The organism is Azospirillum ramasamyi (genome assembly GCF_003233655.1).
Lineage (GTDB): Bacteria > Pseudomonadota > Alphaproteobacteria > Azospirillales > Azospirillaceae > Azospirillum > Azospirillum ramasamyi.
On record NZ_CP029834.1, the window covers coordinates 352,501 to 370,648 of the forward strand.

The following is an 18,148-nucleotide window of genomic DNA, read 5'->3' on the forward strand; positions in this document are numbered from 1 at the left end:
GCAGCGCGGCCAGGAGGGCGGGCGTGGTCCAGGAGATGGTCATGGTCGCCTCCAGCCCCACCAGCAGGAACAGCAGGGCGTTCAGCACGGCGTCGATCATCGCCCACACCACGGGCAGGTCGCGACGGCTCCGCTCGCTGTTGACATGGCGTTCGGTCGTGTAACCGATCAGCAATCCCGCCACCACCACCGCGATGGGTCCCGACACGCCCAGCTTGTTGGCCAGCGAATAGGTTCCCAGCGCCAGGGCCAGCGAGATCGTCAGTTCCACCGTGCTGTCGTCGACACGCCGCTTCATCTGATACGCGGTCCAGCCGCCGGCGAGGCCGAGGGCAGCACCGCCGAACGCTTCCTTCAGGAAGTCGAAGGCCACCTCGCCCGCGGTCAGGTCCTGCTCACTGCCGATGGCGAGATGCAGCAGCGTCACGAACGCCACCACCCCGACGCCGTCATTGAACAGGCTTTCCCCCGAAATCACCGACCGCAGCGTGCCGGGTACCGGCAGCCGCTCCAGGATGCCGTGCACCGCCACCGGGTCGGTCGGCGCGATGGCCGCCCCCAGCACCAGGCACCAGATCAGCGGCACGCCCAGGCCGACCAGCCCGAAGACGACGCGCAGCCCCACCCCCATCAGCGCGGTGAACAGCAGGACGCCGAGCGTCGCCATCGCCAGCACCGTCCATTTCCGCTTCAGCAGGGCGCAGAGATCCTCGTTCACAGCGGTGGCGTAGAGCAGCAGGCTGAGGATGCCGTCGAGCAGGATGTCCGGCAGGCTGATCTGTTCGATCAGGTGGCGCAGCCAGTTGCCGAGGCCGAGCGTGGCCGCCACGGCGTCGGCGCCGCTGACCAGCAGGGCCAGGACCAGCCCCTCAAGGAACAGCGCGATGGTGCTGGGCAGCTTCAGCCAGCGGTAATTGATGAAGCCGAAGGCCGCCGCCAGGGTCAGCAGGATGGCGGAGAGGTCGAACGGACCCACAGGCTTTCTCCGAAGAATCGATACGGCGGGGAACGGCCGGCCGGCCCTCGCCGGGACAGCACAAGAAACCGATGGCGGCCGCAATGATCTCGACAGCATCGACCGTAGCCTTGGCGCCGCGCCCCCTATGATAAGACAAGAAAACTACTCCCAAATGGCTACATGCTCCGGATTGCCACCAATCACACGATTGAATATCGTCGCCCCATGATTCGCGGGAAATTCCCTATTTTTATCAGAGCATCCACGGTCGGCGTTACATACGGGTGCCGACGGATGTTGATGGCATGTGGATAAACATCTGCGGAACCTTGGGCGCATGAAGGCCGATCGGGTATGGGCGGATGCGGCCCGGCTTCGCCATGCGGGCAGCCGGGACATAAGTGGCGAAGCCATGGAAGGCCGGAACGCGCCGCCCATCTTCACCGGGGGCGGGGAGATGGGCGCACGGATACGGGCGATGGACTGGTCGGCCACCTCCCTCGGCCCGGCGGAGGACTGGCCGCAATCCCTGCGCACGCTGGTCGACCTGATGCTGACCTCCAGCTTCCCGATGTTCGTCGTCTGGGGACCGGATCTTGCTTTCCTCTACAACGACAGCTACCGCCCGATCCTGGGGGACAAGCCCGAGGCGCTGGGCCGTCCCTTCGCCGAGGTGTGGGCCGACATCTGGGAGGATCTGGTTCCCCTGGTCGTGCGGGCGCTGGCCGGCGAGGCGACCTACCACGAGGACCGGCTGCTGGTGATGCAGCGGCACGGCTACCGTGAGGAAACCTATTTCACCTTCTCCTACAGCCCGGTGCGCGACGAGACCGGCCGCGTCGCCGGCATGTTCTGCGCCTGCACCGAGAACACCGCGCGTGTGCTGGCCGAAAGGCGCCTGACCTTCCAGCTCGATCTGGCGGAGCGCTTGCGCGGGCTGAACGATCCGGTCGGCGTCACCGCCGCCGCCGCCGAGGCGATCGGCCGCCATCTGGGGGTGGCGCGGGCCGGCTACGGCCGCATCGATCCCACCGGAACCACGGTGTCGGTGGAACGGGACTGGAGCGACAGCGGAATGGCCGGCCTGTCCGGGCAGACCTGGCCGCTCGACAGCTTCGGCCCCGCCGTGATCGCCGAACTGCGGGCCGGATACACGCTGCGCGTCGACGACGTGACGACCGACCTGCGCACCTCCGGCAGCGGACCGGCGGCGGCCTTCGCCGGTATCGGCGTGCGGTCGCTTCTGATGGTGCCGCTGCTGAAGGCCGGGCAGCTGACCGCAATTCTCTACCTGCACGAGGCGAAGCCGCGCCATTGGACCGAGGCCGATGCCGCGCTGGCGAAGGATGTGGCGGAGCGGAGCTGGGCGGCGGTGGAGCGCGCGCTGGCCGAAGCGGCGTTGCGCGCCGCCAACCAGGCGCTGATGCGCGAACGTGCGGCGGTGGAGGCGGCCAACGCCCGGCTGGCGGCGGAGGGGGAGCGGCTGCGCACCCTGTTCCGGCAGGCGCCCAACTTCATGTGCGTTCTGCGCGGGCCGGACCATGTGTTCGAGATGGCGAACGACACCTACATGCAACTCGTCGGCCATCGCGATCTGGTCGAACGCCCTGCCCGCGAGGCCCTGCCGGAGGTGAAGGGACAGGGTTTCTTCGAGTTGCTCGACCGCGTCTATGCCAGCGGCGAGACCTTCGTCGGGCGGAACATGCCGATCCGCTTCCAGCGCCGTCCGGACGGGCCGCTGGAGGAACGGTTCCTCACCTTCGTCTACCAGCCGATCAAGGACGAGGCGGGACAGGTCACCGGCCTGTTCGTGGAGGGCAGCGACGTCACCGAGGCCAAGCGCGCGGAGGAGGAGTTGCAGCAGCTCAACGCGACGCTGGAGGCCCGCGTCGCCGAGGAGGTGGCCGAGCGCGAGCGCGTCCAGGTGGCGCTGCTGCAGACCCAGAAGACCGAGGCGCTGGGCCAGATGACCGGCGGCGTCGCCCACGACTTCAACAACCTGCTCCAGGCCCTGTCCGGCTGCCTGCACATGATCGAGAAGCGGGCGGAGGGGACGCGCATCCAGCCGCTGGTCGATGCCGGCCGGCAGGCGGTCGACCGCGGCGCCAAGCTGGTGCAGCAGTTGATGGCCTTCGCCCGCCGGCAGGCACTGCGGCCGGAAACGGTCGATCTGCGCGACCGCGTGCTCGGCATGTCGGAACTGCTGAACCGGGCGCTGCGCGCCGACATCCGGCTGGAAATCGACTTCAGCGCCGGGCTGTGGCCGGTGGAGGTCGATGCGACGCAGCTGGAACTCGCCCTGCTGAACCTCGTGGTGAATGCGCGGGATGCGATGCCGGAGGGCGGGGTGCTGAGCATCCGCGCGGAAAACGCGACGCTGGAGCCGGGAGACCCGCAGGCGCCGGACGGGCTGTCGGGCGACTTCGTGCGGCTGACGGTCAGCGACACCGGCACCGGCATGCCGGCCGATGTGAGGACGCGCGCCTTCGATCCCTTCTTCACCACCAAGGAGATCGGCAAGGGCAGCGGGCTCGGCCTGTCGCAGGTCTACGGCTTCGCCCACCATTCCGGCGGCACCGCCTGGATCGACAGCGAGGAGGGGCGCGGCACCACCATCGGCCTGCTGATCCGCCGCTCCGGCACCCTCCCGCAGACGGATGCCGAGCCGGCGGCCGAGCCGGACGGCGGCGCCCGCGCCGGCGGCCATGTGCTGGTGGTGGAGGATGACCCGATCGTCGCGCTGACCGTCGCCACGGCGCTGGAGGATGCCGGCTTCACCATCACCCGGGCCGCCACCGCGGACGAAGCGCTGCCGCTGCTGGAGGCCGGCCGGTTCGACCTGCTGTTCAGCGACGTGGTGATGCCCGGCACCATGAGCGGCGTCGATCTGGCGCGCACCGTCCGGCGCCTCTACCCCGCCCTTCCGGTGGTGCTGGCGACCGGCTACAGCGAGGAGGTGGCCCGCGCCACCGGCGTGATGGTTCTGCCCAAGCCCTACCGCATCGAACATCTGGTCTGCGTGTTGGATACGGTACTGGCCGAATCCGGGCACCCACGCTCCGGTTTCGGTTGAGTCCAACGGTCGTCCATGATGACCGCCGGTATCCGCGTCGACCGGCGTGGCGGCGGCCCATGCCGCCGAAGCACGCGACCCCGAAGGCTCGGGATCGAGAGCCGCTGCTTCAAGGCACCGGACCATCCGAATATTGAGCCAGATTAAGGACGCCTCCCCGGCACGATGGTCTAGTGACGGAGTTCAACCAGAGAGGTACTTCATGGCACCGCTGGCCGAATCCGGCTCCGCCGCCCAGACGCCCACCCAAAAAGCTGACGGCACCCCGTGGCATGCGCTGGACGCCGCCGACGCCGCCGAACGGCTCTGCAGCCCGGACGAGGGGCTGAGCGGTGCGGAGGCCGCGGCACGGCTGGAGCGCTTCGGCGCGAACCGGCTGACCCCGCCGAAACGGCGGCCGGCCTGGATGCGGTTCCTGATGCAGTTCCACAACCTGCTGATCTATGTCCTGCTCGCCTCCGGCACGGTGGCGCTGCTGATGCGGCACTGGACGGACGCCGGCGTGATCTTCGGCGTCGTGCTGGTCAACGCGCTGATCGGCTACATCCAGGAGGGCAAGGCCGAACAGGCGCTCGAGGCGATCCGCAACATGCTGTCGCCCCAGGCGGTGGTGATGCGCGACGGCCATGCCGTGACCCTGGCGGCCGAGGATCTGGTGCCGGGCGACCGGGTGTTCCTCGCCTCGGGCGACCGGGTGCCGGCCGACCTGCGGCTGGAGCGCACGAAGGGGCTGCTGGTGCAGGAGGCGGCGCTGACCGGGGAATCCGTCCCCGCCGCCAAGGCGTCCGCCGCCGTGGCCGCCGATGCGGCTCTGGGCGACCGGCTGAACATGGCTTATGCCGGCACGATGGTGGTGCAGGGCCAGGGCACCGGCATCGTGGTGGCGACCGGCGACGGCACGGAGATCGGGCGTATCGGCCATCTGCTGGCGTCGGTCGCCTCGGTGGAAACCCCGCTGCTGCTGCAGATGGCCCGGTTCGGCCGCTGGCTGACCGGCGGCATCCTGGCGCTGGCGGCGATCACCTTCGCCTTCGGCCGGCTGGTGCATGGCGAACCATGGCAGGACATGGTGCTGGCGGCGGTCGGGCTGGCCGTGGCCGCGATCCCGGAAGGTCTGCCGGCGGTGATGACCATCACGCTGGCGGTGGGCGTGACCCGCATGGCCAAGCGCAACGCCATCATCCGCCATCTGCCGGCGGTGGAGACGCTCGGCTCGGTCGCCACCATCTGCACCGACAAGACCGGCACCCTGACCCGCAACGAATTGCTGGTGCAATGGGTGGTGACGGCCGACGGCACCTATCGCGTCGGCGGCAACGGCTATGCGCCGCAGGGGGAGTTCAGCCGGGACGGCAGCCACGCCGACCCGGCCCGCGAGCCGGTGCTGCAGGATCTGGCCCGCGCCGCCCTGCTGTGCAACGACGCCGACCTGCACCGCGGCCCCGGCGGCGACTGGCTGCTGGCCGGCGACCCGACCGACGGCGCGCTGCTGGCGCTGGCGATGAAGACGGGGCTGGAGCCGGGGGACGAGCTGGGCCGGTCCCCCCGCCGCGACGCCATTCCCTTCGAATCCGAACGCCAGTTCATGGCGACCCTGCATCACGACCATGCCGGCCACTGCATCCTGGTGGTGAAGGGCGCGCCGGAGCGCGTGCTGGCGCTCTGCGAACGCGAGCGGCGGGCCGGCGGCAGCGTGCCGCTGGACCGGGAGCGCTGGTCCGCGCTGACCGCCGATCTGGCCGGCCAGGGTCAGCGGGTTCTGGCGCTTGCGACGCGCCGCACCTCCGTCGACCTGTCCGAACTGACCGTCGACGATCTGGCGGAGGGGGGGCTGGAGCTTCTCGGCCTGTGCGGCCTGATCGACCCGCCGCGGGAGGAGGCGCTGCGCGCCGTCGCCGCCTGCCGCGAGGCCGGAATCACGGTGAAGATGATCACCGGCGACCATGCCGCCACCGCCGCCGCCATCGGCCGGACCTTCGGCCTGCCGGACGGCGTCACCAGCGGACCCGAACTGGACCGCATGGACGAGACGGGCTTCGCCGCCGCCGCCCGCGCCAACAGCGTCTTCGCCCGCACCACGCCGGAGCACAAGCTGCGCCTGATCGCGGCGCTCCAGGGCGACGGCGACACCGTCGCCATGACCGGCGACGGCGTCAACGACGCCCCGGCGCTGAAGCGCGCCGACGTCGGCGTCGCCATGGGCCGCGACGGCACCGAGGCGGCGAAGGAGGCGGCGGCGATGGTGCTGGCCGACGACAATTTCGCCTCCATCGTCCATGCGGTGGAGGAAGGCCGCACCGTCTACGACAATCTGCGCAAGACCATCCTGTTCATGCTGCCGACCAACGGCGCCCAGGCGGTGGTGATCCTGGTGGCGGTTCTGTCCGGCACCATCCTGCCGATCACGCCGGTACAGATCCTGTGGGTCAACATGGTGACCGCGGTGACGCTGGGTCTGGCATTGGCCTTCGAGGCGCCGGAACCCGGCGTGATGGCCCGCCCTCCCCGTCCGCGCGACGAGCCGATCCTGTCCGGCCCGCTGATCCGCCGGATGCTGGTGGCGCTGGTCCTGCTTGTTGCCGCCAGCTTCGGCTTCTTCTATTTGCAGCGGATGCAGGGCGGCGGAATCGAGGTGGCGCGCACCATGGCCGTCAACGCCCTGGTGGTGGGAGAGATCTTCTTCCTGCTGAACGCCCGCGGCCTGCACAGCGATGCCGGCCTGCTGGACAGCATCGCCGGCAGCCGCCCCGTCTGGCTGTCCATCGTGCTGATGATCGTCCTGCAATTGGCCTTCACCTATGCCCCGCCGCTGCAATCCCTGTTCGGCACCGCCCCCATCGGCACCGCCTCCTGGGCGGCCATGATCGCCGCCGGAGCCCTGCTGTTCCTGCTGGTGGAGTTGGAAAAGCGGCTTTCGAAAGGGTAAGCCGCTCCCGGCGCCCGGAATGGAGCCGAAAACCTTTGTCGGCCGTCAGCCTACGAAGGCGGGGATGACGCAAGGTTACCGGTTATTGGTAATTTACCCCCTCCCATAGACCTGCGCATGCCTTCCCCCCGCCTGCAGAGGCCACGCATGGTTGCGACCAATTCGATATACTAGTATCCCAGGGGAAACGGCCGCCTTCGGGGCTGGCGCTCCCCTTCCGGAATCCTCTCGTCCGATCATGACCCTGGCCTTCCACATGATGCCGCTCGTCGGCACGATCCTGCTCCTTGCCTCCCGCCGCGTCAGCCTGCTGACGGCCGGGCTGGCCGGCATGACGCTGGCATTCGTGACGATGATCGCCGCGCAGGCGCCGCTCGACGCACTGCCGGAAATGGCGGCACTGAAAATGGCGGCGGTGAAGGCGGGCGAAGGGGCGTGGCTGGCGTGGCATGCCATGTCGATCATCGCCGCCGGTCTGCTGTTCCACCGCGCCTTCGAGGCCCGCGGCATCCGCGCCGCCGCGATCGCGCAGGAGAATCGCCGGCGCGCCGTCTTCGTCGCCTGCTTCCTGGTCGGCCCCTTCGCGGAATCGGTGACGGGGTTCGGCGTCGGGCTGGTGGTGGCCCTCGCCATGCTGCGCCACATGGGACTGCCGCCGGTCCAGGCCGCCGCCCTCGGCCTGTTCAGCCAGGTGCTGGCGGCCTGGGGCGCCATGGGGGTCGGCACGCGGGTCGGCGCCGAGTTGATCGGGGTGTCCTTCACCGAGCTCGGGACGGCCAGCGCCCTGCTGATGGCGGTCGTGCTGCCCTGCCTGCTGCCGGTGTTCTGGGGACTGATCCACGCCTGCGGCCTGCGCTCCACCCTGCGCGACCGGGCAGCCGACGTCGCCCTGCTGCTCTGTCTGGCCGGGCTGATCTGGCTGACCAACCGCTTCGTCGCCCCGGAACTCGGCGGCGGACTGGCGGCGGGCGTCCTGCTGGTGCTGGTGGAGGGCCCGCGCCTGCTGCGCAGCGAGACCGGACCGCGAGCGGCGATGGCGGCGCTGATGGAGCGGCTTTGGCCCTATGTGCTGCTGATCGCCGCGCTGATGGCGACGCGGCTTCTGCCGCCGCTGTCGGACTGGACCGGGCACTGGCTGGTGCTCGACCCGTTCGGCGGGCTGGCTCCGCTGGCCCTGCTGCGCCATCCGGCGACATGGCTGGTGGCGATCGCCGCCATCCTGCTGGCCGGACTGCCGGCTTCCAAGGCGGGGGAGGTGGTCCGCGGCGCCCTTCGCGCGGCGCTGGTGCCGATGGCGGCGACGCTGGTCTTCGTCGAATTCGCCGCCTTCATGGCCGCGTCGGGCGGCGCGGCGTTGTTCGGCCAAGCCTGGCGCGAGGTCGCCGGGCGCTTCGCCGTGCTGGCGACCCCGCTGTTCGGCGGCGCCGCCGGCATGCTGACCGGCTCCAACACCGCGTCCAACGCCCTGATGATGCACATCCAGCTGAGCCTCGCCGCCGAAAGCGGCCTGCCGCCGATGCTGACCGCGGCGATCCAGACCGTTTCGGGCAGCATCTGCACCATGCTGACCCCCGGCCGCATCGTGCTCGCCGCCGGGCTCGTCGGGCTGCAGCAGGCGGAAGGCGCCATCTACCGCCGCGCCCTGCCCATCGGGCTGGCGACGATCCTGTCGCTTCTCGCCGTCGTTGTCCTGGTCGCCGGGGCCCAGGCCTGGGGCTTCGTGTAATACCGCCGGGCGCAAGTTCCGACCTACGCCCGATGGTACCAGTCCCGGTTTAACGCCGGATCATGTGGCGGATCTGCGGGATCCGGCCCAGCCTGTTTCCGGCGGCTGCGGCGGACAGGCCGGTTTCCGAACAGGCATGGCGGTAAGCCATGGCGAGAATCCCCATGGCAAAGGCGGGATCCATGCGTTGGGTCAGCATCTCGTCGCAGGAGTATTCCGATCCGAACACCCTCGTCCAGAATGCGTCGTCGTCCAGGAACATTACGTTCATCGCCCAAACTTCGAACCGCCGCTGGGGAATGTCCTGCTCGGAACAGACGATCTCGATATGGTCGTGGCGGTTGTCCCGATACATGCGGTCAAGCGTCTCGTTGACCACATGGACCGGTCCTTCCAGCGACTGAAGGAAGACCCCGCCGCATTCCACCATGAAGCCGCTGACCGCCGCCTTCCTATTGTTCCGCGCCGCCGCAAGGCATATCCGCTGAATGTCGAGATAGGAGAGCAGAGTCGTCAGCTGGCTTCGGAAGACAACCTGCAGCATTCTTGCGGCTCCACGGGAAAAGTCTAAACCGTTCGTACACTGATGCTTATATTCCCAGAATCAAGACAAAAACCTGCAATGCCGCCGCACAAAAACGGCCTATCGGCTTTCCGTGCGGGGTCCGACGACGAAAGACAGAAGTCTCCCTACCCTTTTGAACAGTGAGTAGGCTCGCAAACCAGCCGGCGAGTGTCGGTACGGTGCCTGAGGGGGCCCGTCCTGTCTACCGGGGGCTGGACTGGAACGCTTTGCACGGCCTCCCCTGCCCTCCCTTGACGCCGCCCGCCCGTTCCCCATCTGGGTGTTCGGAGCACGCGCCTGTGCCGGCCCAGCCTGCGCTATGATCGGAAAAATCGGTCTGGTACACTTGTTTTAAGCGAAAAACCCCTCATTTTGAGCAGTGTCGGCGGTGATGCCGAGCTTCCCCAAAATCCTGGCCCACAACCCTGGTCGGATACCCGTGTCGCCCCCATCGCAGAGGCTCCACGGCAACCTTGGTGATTTCCTTGATCTAAGCTCCCCGGTTCGGCGTCCGTCTGTTCGGGCATGCCGAAACCTTCCTCTCCGGCCTGATGACGAGCAGGCTGCCGGAATCCTCCCCCTGGGGCCTGGCGCCGCCGGCCGGGCCGGAGAGGGCCTCTCCTATCCGCATCCTGTGACGATGCACGCACTCCGACAGCGTCGAATGCCGGTTATTGTGAAGCCTGCCCGCGCATCCGGCGCCGGGCCGATGAAGGAACCCTATGGGTACGACTCCGAACACCGATTCGAATACCATCGAAACCCCGCGGTCCAGCCTGGGCCGCGCCCTTGTCCTCCACCCGGTCCTGCGCGGAACCGAGAACGACCGCAGCCCCGAAGCCTCGCTTGAAGAGGCGGTGGGGCTGGCGGCGGCCATCGAGCTTGAGGTGGCGCAGGCCGCCGTCGTGAAAGTCAACCAGCCGCGCCCGGCCACGCTGCTGGGCGGCGGCGCGATCGAACACTACGCCAAGCTGCTGGACGACGCGCGGGAGGCGGGCGGGGCCATCGACCTCGTCATCGTCGATCATGCGCTGACCCCGGTGCAGCAGCGCAATCTGGAGAAGGCTTTCGGAGCGAAGGTCATCGACCGCACGGGCCTGATCCTGGAGATCTTCGGCGCCCGCGCCCGCACCCATGAAGGCCAGCTTCAGGTCGAGCTGGCATCGCTGTCCTACCAGAAGTCCCGGCTGGTGCGGTCCTGGACCCACCTTGAACGCCAGCGCGGCGGCTTCGGCTTCCTCGGCGGTCCCGGTGAATCGCAGCTTGAAATCGACCGGCGCCTGATCGGCAACCGCATCGTCAAGATCAAGCGGGAACTGGACGACGTCCGCCGCACCCGCGGCCTGCACCGCAAGGCGCGCGCCAAGGTACCCTATCCGGTGGTGGCGCTGGTCGGCTACACCAACGCCGGCAAGTCCACCCTGTTCAACCGGATGGCCGGCGCCGAGGTGTTCGCGAAGAACCTGCTGTTCGCGACGCTCGACCCGACCATGCGTCAGGTGGTTCTTCCGTCGGGCCGCAAGGTGATCCTGTCCGACACGGTCGGCTTCATCTCCGACCTGCCGACCCATCTGGTCGCGGCCTTCCGCGCCACGCTGGAAGAGGTGCAGTCGGCCGACATCATCCTGCATGTCCGCGACATCGCCCATCCCGACACCGAGGCTCAGAAAGCCGATGTGGAGACGATCCTGTCCGATCTCGGCATCGACCCGGAACGCGACCCGCGCGTGGTCGAGGTCTCCAACAAGATCGACCTTCTAGATGGGGCGAAGCTCGACGCCGTGCTTGCCCGTGCCGAACGGGCCGGCAACGCTTGCGCCGTTTCGGCGGTGACGGGGGACCGGCTGGACACGCTGTTCCGCATCCTCGACAGCCGGATGACCGCCGGCCGCGAGCTGGTGGAACTGGATGTGGAGCATGGCGACGGGGCGACCCTCGCCTGGCTCTACGCCCATGGCGAGGTGGTCGGCCGCCGCGACGACGACAGCCACGCCCATCTGCAGGTGGCGATCGAGCCGGCGGTTCTGGCCCGCATCGCTCCCCTCGCCCAGGGGCGCGCCGCCGCCTGACCGTGCACCGGTCGAGGTGTGGGACGTCCCACATCGTGACGGAAGACCGCCAACGAAAAAGGGCCATGTGGGACGTCCCACATGGCCCTTTTCCTTTGTCGGGCTCAGGTCGGAATTTGCCGAGCGGCAGCCGGCAGGGAGTGGGCGGCGCCGCTCAAATCCGCATTCTGCCGCTCGACCGCATGATGCCGCCGTTCGCCGGGAATCGCCCCATCGCCCTTGGCCGACGGGTTAGTGTGGGACGTCCCACATAGCCGGACAGCATTCCGAAGGCCAACACATGTCCGACCCTTCCGCCCCCTGCCGCCGTATTCCGCTACGCAAGGCGCTGGCCAACCTGCGCCTGCTGTTCAACGACGATTCCTATGAGCGTTACCGCGAAGCCCAGGCCCGCTGCGTAGCGGACGAATCACCGCACGACCGCCGGAGCTTCAAGGCCCCACAGACCGCGATGACGCCGGGGCAGGGCTCCTTTGGCCGGTAGCAGGACGATCGCTAGAGGGGTGGTCGGCCAAAGCCTGATCGATGGCAGGATGATGCGACCGGCTGCCCTTACGCTCCGAATAGGCCCGGGTCAACTGCGCCCCAAACAGGAAAATGACGGCTGAATAATAGACCCACAGCAGGATCAGCACAAAGGAACCGGCAGCGCCATAGACCGTCACCACCCCGCTCGTGGCGATGTAGAAGCCGATCAGGAACTTGCCCACCGCGAACAGGAAGGCGTTGACCGCGGCCCCCAGCCACACGTCGGCCCAGCGGATGCGCGCGTCCGGCAGGATCTGGTAGATCATCGCGAACAGCCCGGTCAGCACCGTCCAGGAGACGATCATGTCGAACAGCCACAACAGCGACGGCACGGCCGGCAGATAGCCCGCGGCCCAGGTTCCGACCGCCGCCAGGGCCGCGCTGACCACCAGCGAGACGATCAGCAGGAACCCGATGGCGCCGATCAGCGCCAGCGCCTTCAGCCGCACCCGCACCAGCCATGTGATGGTCGATTCCTGCGGGGCCGCCACCTTCCAGATGCGGTTCAGCGCGGTCTGCAGCTCGACGAAGACAGTGGTGGCGCCGACGACGATGGTGCCGATGCCGATGATGCTGGCCACGATGCCGGTTTCCCGCGCACCGGCTCGGGCGATCAGGTCCTGCACGGTTTCGCCGGCCTCGCGTCCGATGAGCGCCGACAACTGGTCGACCAGCGCGCCGCGCGCCGCCTCGTCGCCGAAGACGAGCCCGGCCAGGGCGATCACCAGGATCGCCAGCGGCGCCAGCGAGAAGATGGTGTAGAAGGCGACCGACGCCGCCATGCTCATTGCGTCGTCGTTGATCCAGCCATACGCCGCGTCGACGACGATCGCCCACCACCGCCGCAGATGCTCCATCACCGTCTCCCCAAATCCCGCGTCATCGGTCAGGTAACACCGGCAGCGGCATTTCGGTCACGCACGGCACGAACGGGAACGGGCCGCCCGGCGACGGGCGGCCCGTTTTCCAAGTCTTGCGGTCTGTACGGACGGGCCGATCAGCCCAGCAGGCCGATGTCGTCATAGGGGATGTGGTCGAAACCCATCCCATAGACCGGCGAGTTCGCCGACAAGGTGAAGTCGTCCGCCCCCGGATTGACGAAGCCCGGGTCCAGCGTGACGGAACCCTCGTCATAGCCCGCGGCGTGCCACTCCGCCAGATGGCCCTTGCCGCCGCCGGCCAGAACCTGCGGCCAGACGTCGAACAGATCCTTGGACGGATCCAGGCTGCTGTAGAAGTTGTTGTGGATGTTGCCGACGCCGGCCGGGCCGTAGATATGGACGGCCATGCCCTCGCTGACATCGACGACGTTGCCGGAGATGTCGTTGCCGCTCATCACCTTGCCCTTCCAGCCGCTCCAGGCCACGTCCTGCTGCAGGCCGATCTGGGCGCCGCTGTTGCCGGCGATCACGTTCTCGGTGACGGTGTTGTTCCAGCCGCCATGCAGGAACACGCCGCCGATGTTGTCGTGGACGACGTTGCCCTTCACCGTGGCGCCGCTGGTCCAGTCATCGAGATAGATGCCCCAGCTCGCCACCTGGCCCGTGGGGTTGGTCGCGGTGGTGCCGCTCACGTCGTTGTTGACGATGGTGTGATCGGTCAGATCCTGCTGGCGGTTGATCAGGTAGATGCCGCCGCCGTCGTTCGATTCAAGGTTGGCGTTGACCACCTTGTTGAAGGCGATGGTCGCGCGGTAGGTCGCGTCGCTGCCGTCCGTCTGGACCGAGCCGACGGCGATGGCCTTCTCCGGCGAGTTCTCGATCTGGTTATGGATGATCTTGACGTCGGAGCTGCCGTTGACCCAGATGCCGGCGTCGCCGCGGTCGGCGGCGTTGGGATTCCTGATCAGGTTGTCCGACACCAGCGTGGCGTTGGAACCGGCCTTGACGAAGATCGCTTCGGCGCCGGTGCGGTCGAACTGGTTGCCGATCACCTTGCTGTTGGCGCTGTTCTGCACCGTGATGCCATAGCCGCCGCCCGACACGGTGTTGTTGGCGAAGGTCAGGCCGGCGGCGTTGTCGGCGAAGACATAATGGCCGTTGGCGACGCCGCCGGTGAAGGTCAGCCCCTCGATGGTCACGTCCCTGGCGCCGCCCAGGCCGAAGGACACCGACGCCTGCGCGCTGCCGTGGATCACCGCCTTCTCGTTGCCGTAGCCGGTGAAGGTGATGCCCGAATCCTGGCCGTCCAGCCAGACCGGATTGTTCAGGTAATAGTCGCCGCCGCGCACATAGGTGGTGTCGATGGTGGCATCGGCCCGCATGGCGGTCTGCGCCTTCGCCAGACTGGCGAAGGGACCGTCGGTGCCGTCGGCGTTGGGCGCGGCCAGCTTGCCCGACCAGCTGTCGTTGCCGTTCTCGGCGACGTAGAAGCCGGGGCCGCTCGGCTTCGCCACGCCCGGAGTTGGCTCAGCGGGAGTCGGCTCAGTGGGGATCGGATCGGCGGGGATCGGATCCACCGGCGTGGGTTCGGCAGGCGCGGCCACCTCGTCGCCGGCGAAATAGCTCTTGTCGGCGTCCACCACCAGCGTGCCGTTCCACCACAGGCCCTTCTGGCCGGCCACCACGTCGCGGCCGTCCATCGCGCCCTTGTCGTAGGTGACGATGTCGTCTGTCGCCAGGACCGATTTGCCGTTGATCGTGATCTCGTTCACGATCAGGTTGCGGTCCTTGCCGTTCACATATCCGTCGTTGTCGTACTGGATCTGCACCTTGTGGGCCTGATCCTGCACGAGATCCGTCTCGAAGACGAAGTCCTTGGCCGTGGCACCCGTGGTGCCATCACCGATCTTCCTACCGTCGACCAGCAGGGTGAAGTGCGCCCGTTCGGTGCCCTCGGCGGTCACGGTGATGGTCGATTTCCCAGAGGTCGTGGCCATTGAGCCGTATCCTTTGCAATTGTGATGCGGCGACACGATGGTCGGACGGCTGGGGCAATGGTGGGGCATTTTTCCCGAAACCACCAAATAGGTGGTAGTTTCCGTAACATTATTAAGATCATTCGAAAATACATACGAAGGTTTAATAAACAAAATCGACGCTTATTCTTGCATTGGACTCATTCCTACTCCTTACGACGCCTCCAGCTCCCCGTCGATGAGCTTCTACATACCTTGGAGAGGACCGCTCCCGATACCGATTCGACCGGCCGGCAAAGGAAAAGGCCCCTCCCGGTCGGGGAGGGGCCTTTCTTTTCCGAACTCCGCGGTCCGGCGGGGCGTCAGCTCATGCTGCGCAGCTGATCCGCACGGTTGGAACGCGAGGCGGCGTAGTGGTCCTTGGCCAGCACGGTGTAGACCGCCGGCAGGACGAACAGCGTGAACAGCGTGCCGATCAGCATGCCGGACACGATGACCAGACCGATGGAGAAGCGGCTGGCCGCACCCGCACCCGCCGCGGTCAGCAGCGGCAGCAGGCCGACCACCATCGCAGCGGTGGTCATCAGGATCGGGCGCAGACGGACGCGGGCCGCGTGTTCGATCGCGGTGCGGCGGTCCACGCCTTCGTTCAGCTGCATCTCGCGGGCGAATTCCACCAGCAGGATGCCGTGCTTGGAGATCAGGCCGATCAGCGTCACCAGACCGACCTGGGTGTAGATGTTCATGGTGGCCAGCCCGAAGAACAGCGGCAGCAGCGCGCCGCAGATCGACATCGGCACCGACACCAGGATCACCAGCGGATCGCGCAACGATTCGAACTGCGCCGCCAGAACCAGATAGATCACGACCAGCGCGAAGGCGAAGGTGATCATCAGCTGGTTGCCCTCGGTCACGAACTGGCGCGACTCGGACAGATAGGCGTGGTTGAAGCCGGCCGGCAGCTGGGTGCGCGCCTGCTCCTCCAGGAAGTCGATGACCTGCCCCATGGAGACGCCCGGCATCGGCACGGCGGAGAAGGTGGCCGACGGCAGCTGGTTGTACTTGTTCAGCGCGTTGGGCTCCACCGCCGTTTCCACCGACACCACGGTGGACAGCGGGATCTGGGCGCCGGAACCCGAGGTGACGTAGTAGTTGGTCAGCGATTCCGGCGTCAGGCGCTCGGCCCGCGGCACCTGCGGGATGACCTCGTAGGAGCGGCCGTTCAGGTTGAAGCGGTTGACGTAGTTGCCGCCGACCAGCACGGCCAGCGTGTCGCCCACCGACTGCATGGTCAGGCCGAGATCGGCCGCCTTGGCGCGGTCGACCTTCAGCCGGACGACCGGGCTGTCATATTTCAGGTCGGTGTCGGAGACGATGAACATGCCGCTCTTGGTGGCGGCGTCCTTGATCCGCTCGATGGCGTCGTAGATGGTGCGGTAATCGCCGGGGCTGGAGATCACCATCTGCACCGGCAGGCCGCCGGTGGAGCCGGGCAGGGCGGGCGGCGACACCAGGAACACGTTGATGCCCGTCACCTTGCTCAGCTCCGCCTGGGCCAGCGACTGCAGCTCCTTGGCCGACCGCTCGCGCTCGCCCCACGGCTTCAGGATCATGCCGGCGAAGCCCTGGTTCAGGGTCGGCATGCCGGTCAGGACGAAGCGGGTGTCGGTCTCCGGGAAGCTGGCGAAGGTCTCGTCGATCTGCTTCCCGAAGCTGTCGATATAGTCGAGGTTGGCGTATTGCGGCGCCTTGGAGATGCCGAACAGGATGCCCTGGTCCTCTTCCGGCGCCAACTCCGACATGGTGTTGGCGAACAGGTAGCCGACGCTGGCCAGGATGCCGACCGCGAACAGCAGCGTGGCCGCCCGGTAGTCCAGCGTGCCGTGCAGCCGCCGCTCGTACCAGTCCGCCAGCTTTTCGAACCGGCGGTCTAGGAAGGCGGCGAAACGGCCCTGGGTTCCGCCGTCCTTGAGGATGACCGAACACATCATCGGCGACAGCGTCAGGGCCACGATGCCCGACACGATCACCGACGCGGCGAGCGTGAAGGCGAATTCGCGGAACAGCGCGCCGGTCAGGCCGCCGAGCAGGCCGATGGGCGCATAGACCGCCGCCAGCGTGATGGTCATGGAGATGACCGGCCCGACGATCTCGCGCGCTCCGATCAGCGATGCGGCGACCCGTGATTTCCCCTGTTCGATATGCCGGTGGATGTTCTCCACCACCACGATGGCGTCGTCCACCACGAGGCCGATGGCGAGCACCATCGCCAGCAACGTCAGCAGGTTCAGCGAGAAGCCCATCGCCAGCATGAAGGTGGCGGCGCCGATGATGGACAGCGGGATGGTGACGATCGGAATCAGCACCGACCGGAAAGAGCCCAGGAACAGGAAGATGACGACGATGACGATGGCGACCGCCTCGATCAGCGTCTTCACCACCTCGTCGATGGAGGCCTGGATGAAGCGGGTGCTGTCATAGACGATCTCCATCTTCATGCCCGGCGGCAGGTTGCGCCGCAGCTCCGGCTCCATCTTGCGGATGTCTTCGACGATGTTCAGCGGGTTGCCGGTGGGGGTGGAGTCGACGCCGATGAAGATCGCCTGCTGCCCGTTCATCGCCACGCTGGCGTCGAAGCTGCGGGAGCTGAGTTCGACCGTGGCGATGTCGCGCATGCGCACCAGCGCCCCGTCCTTGGCCTTCACCACCATGTCGCGGAACTGCTCGACGTCGGTCAGGCCGGTGTCGGCGGTGACGTTGGAGATGACGAAGACGCCCTTGGTCTGGCCGGGCGCCGACTGGTAGTTGTTGGCGGCGATGGCGGCCGACACGTCGGCGGGCGAGATGCCGCGCGCCGCCATCTTGACCGGGTCCAGCCACAGGCGCATGGCGAAGGTCTGGCCGCCCAGGATCTGGGCGCGGGCCACGCCCTCCACCGTGGACAGCACCGGCTGCACCACGCGCGTCAGATAGTCGGAGATCGCGGCGCCCGACAGGTCGGGGCTGGAGAAGCCCATATAGAGGATCGAGGTCGTCTCGCCGGTCGATTTCAGGATGACCGGGTCGTTGGCCTCGCGCGGAAGCTGGTATTTGACCTGGTTGACCTTCGCCATCACGTCCGTCATCGCGACGTTGGGATCGAAGTTCAGCCGGACATAGGCGGTGACGACGCTCTGCCCCTGGGTGGAGGAGGAGGTCAGGTAATCCAGCCCCTCCGCCGTCGCCACCGCCTGCTCGATCGGCGTGGCGATGAATCCCTGCATCAGTTCGGGCGAGGCGCCGGGATAGGCGGTGGTCACGGTGATGACCGTGTTCTGCAGCTGCGGATATTGCCGGATCGGCAGCTCCAGCATCGCGCGGGCGCCGACCAGCAGGATCAGCAGGCTGACCACGATGGACAGGACGGGCCGTCGGATGAAGATGTCGGTGAAATTGCCCATGGCGTC

General features: G+C 67.5%; 9 protein-coding genes (1 of these 9 cut by a window edge). 4 read left to right on the forward strand and 5 right to left on the reverse strand.

Annotated elements, in window-relative coordinates:
* Window positions 1–976, reverse strand: the 5' portion of a protein-coding gene (locus tag DM194_RS26230) for a cation:proton antiporter (protein WP_111070571.1). 302 nt of this gene lie to the left of the window's left edge; 976 of the gene's 1,278 nt are visible here — the first part of the coding sequence; its start codon is at window positions 974–976; the stop codon falls past the left edge of the window.
* A gap of 460 nt (window positions 977–1,436) precedes the next feature.
* Between DM194_RS26230 and DM194_RS26235 the strand changes: the two genes are divergently transcribed.
* From DM194_RS26235 to DM194_RS26245, 3 genes are all read left to right on the forward strand, one after another.
* The gene (locus DM194_RS26235; RefSeq protein WP_246024640.1) at window positions 1,437–4,031 is read left to right on the forward strand and encodes an ATP-binding protein; all 2,595 of its coding nucleotides are present in this window, start codon (window positions 1,437–1,439) and stop codon (window positions 4,029–4,031) included.
* A 202-nt stretch (window positions 4,032–4,233) separates the two neighbouring features.
* Complete coding sequence (locus DM194_RS26240) at window positions 4,234–6,957, forward strand: HAD-IC family P-type ATPase (RefSeq protein WP_111070573.1); 2,724 nt, start codon at window positions 4,234–4,236, stop codon at window positions 6,955–6,957.
* Window positions 6,958–7,195: 238 nt separating this feature from the next.
* Window positions 7,196–8,683, forward strand: a complete 1,488-nt coding sequence (locus DM194_RS26245; protein ID WP_111070574.1) for an L-lactate permease — start codon at window positions 7,196–7,198, stop codon at window positions 8,681–8,683.
* A 49-nt stretch (window positions 8,684–8,732) separates the two neighbouring features.
* Here DM194_RS26245 and DM194_RS26250 read toward each other — a convergent pair whose 3' ends face one another.
* On the reverse strand, window positions 8,733–9,227 hold the full coding sequence (locus DM194_RS26250; RefSeq protein ID WP_111070575.1) for a BLUF domain-containing protein: 495 nt from the start codon (window positions 9,225–9,227) through the stop codon (window positions 8,733–8,735).
* Between the two features lie 743 nt (window positions 9,228–9,970).
* Between DM194_RS26250 and hflX the strand changes: the two genes are divergently transcribed.
* Window positions 9,971–11,317, forward strand: coding sequence for a GTPase HflX (gene hflX / locus DM194_RS26255; RefSeq protein ID WP_111070576.1), 1,347 nt, complete (start codon window positions 9,971–9,973; stop codon window positions 11,315–11,317).
* A 431-nt stretch (window positions 11,318–11,748) separates the two neighbouring features.
* Here hflX and DM194_RS26265 read toward each other — a convergent pair whose 3' ends face one another.
* The 3 genes from DM194_RS26265 to DM194_RS26275 all read right to left on the reverse strand — a co-directional run bounded on the left by DM194_RS26265 (window position 11,749) and on the right by DM194_RS26275 (window position 18,142).
* Window positions 11,749–12,702: a YihY/virulence factor BrkB family protein gene (locus DM194_RS26265; RefSeq protein ID WP_246024641.1), complete on the reverse strand. Its 954-nt coding sequence runs from the start codon at window positions 12,700–12,702 to the stop codon at window positions 11,749–11,751.
* Between the two features lie 140 nt (window positions 12,703–12,842).
* The gene (locus DM194_RS26270) at window positions 12,843–14,723 is read right to left on the reverse strand and encodes a NosD domain-containing protein (protein WP_111070578.1); all 1,881 of its coding nucleotides are present in this window, start codon (window positions 14,721–14,723) and stop codon (window positions 12,843–12,845) included.
* Window positions 14,724–15,064: 341 nt separating this feature from the next.
* Window positions 15,065–18,142 carry a multidrug efflux RND transporter permease subunit gene (locus DM194_RS26275; protein ID WP_111070579.1) on the reverse strand — a complete coding sequence of 1,026 codons (3,078 nt, stop codon included), beginning with the start codon at window positions 18,140–18,142 and terminating at the stop codon, window positions 15,065–15,067.
* Window positions 18,143–18,148 lie beyond the last annotated feature (6 nt).

Excerpts from the sequence above, each read along its gene's own strand:
- DM194_RS26250 (WP_111070575.1), bottom strand. The coding sequence starts at position 9,227 with ATGCTGCAGGTTGTCTTCCGAAGCCAGCTGACGACTCTGCTCTCCTAT.
- DM194_RS26245 (WP_111070574.1), top strand. The coding sequence starts at position 7,196 with ATGACCCTGGCCTTCCACATGATGCCGCTCGTCGGCACGATCCTGCTC.
- DM194_RS26270 (WP_111070578.1), bottom strand. The coding sequence starts at position 14,723 with ATGGCCACGACCTCTGGGAAATCGACCATCACCGTGACCGCCGAGGGC.
- DM194_RS26240 (WP_111070573.1), top strand. The coding sequence starts at position 4,234 with ATGGCACCGCTGGCCGAATCCGGCTCCGCCGCCCAGACGCCCACCCAA.
- DM194_RS26235 (WP_246024640.1), top strand. The coding sequence starts at position 1,437 with ATGGACTGGTCGGCCACCTCCCTCGGCCCGGCGGAGGACTGGCCGCAA.
- DM194_RS26275 (WP_111070579.1), bottom strand. The coding sequence starts at position 18,142 with ATGGGCAATTTCACCGACATCTTCATCCGACGGCCCGTCCTGTCCATC.
- DM194_RS26265 (WP_246024641.1), bottom strand. The coding sequence starts at position 12,702 with ATGGAGCATCTGCGGCGGTGGTGGGCGATCGTCGTCGACGCGGCGTAT.
- hflX (WP_111070576.1), top strand. The coding sequence starts at position 9,971 with ATGGGTACGACTCCGAACACCGATTCGAATACCATCGAAACCCCGCGG.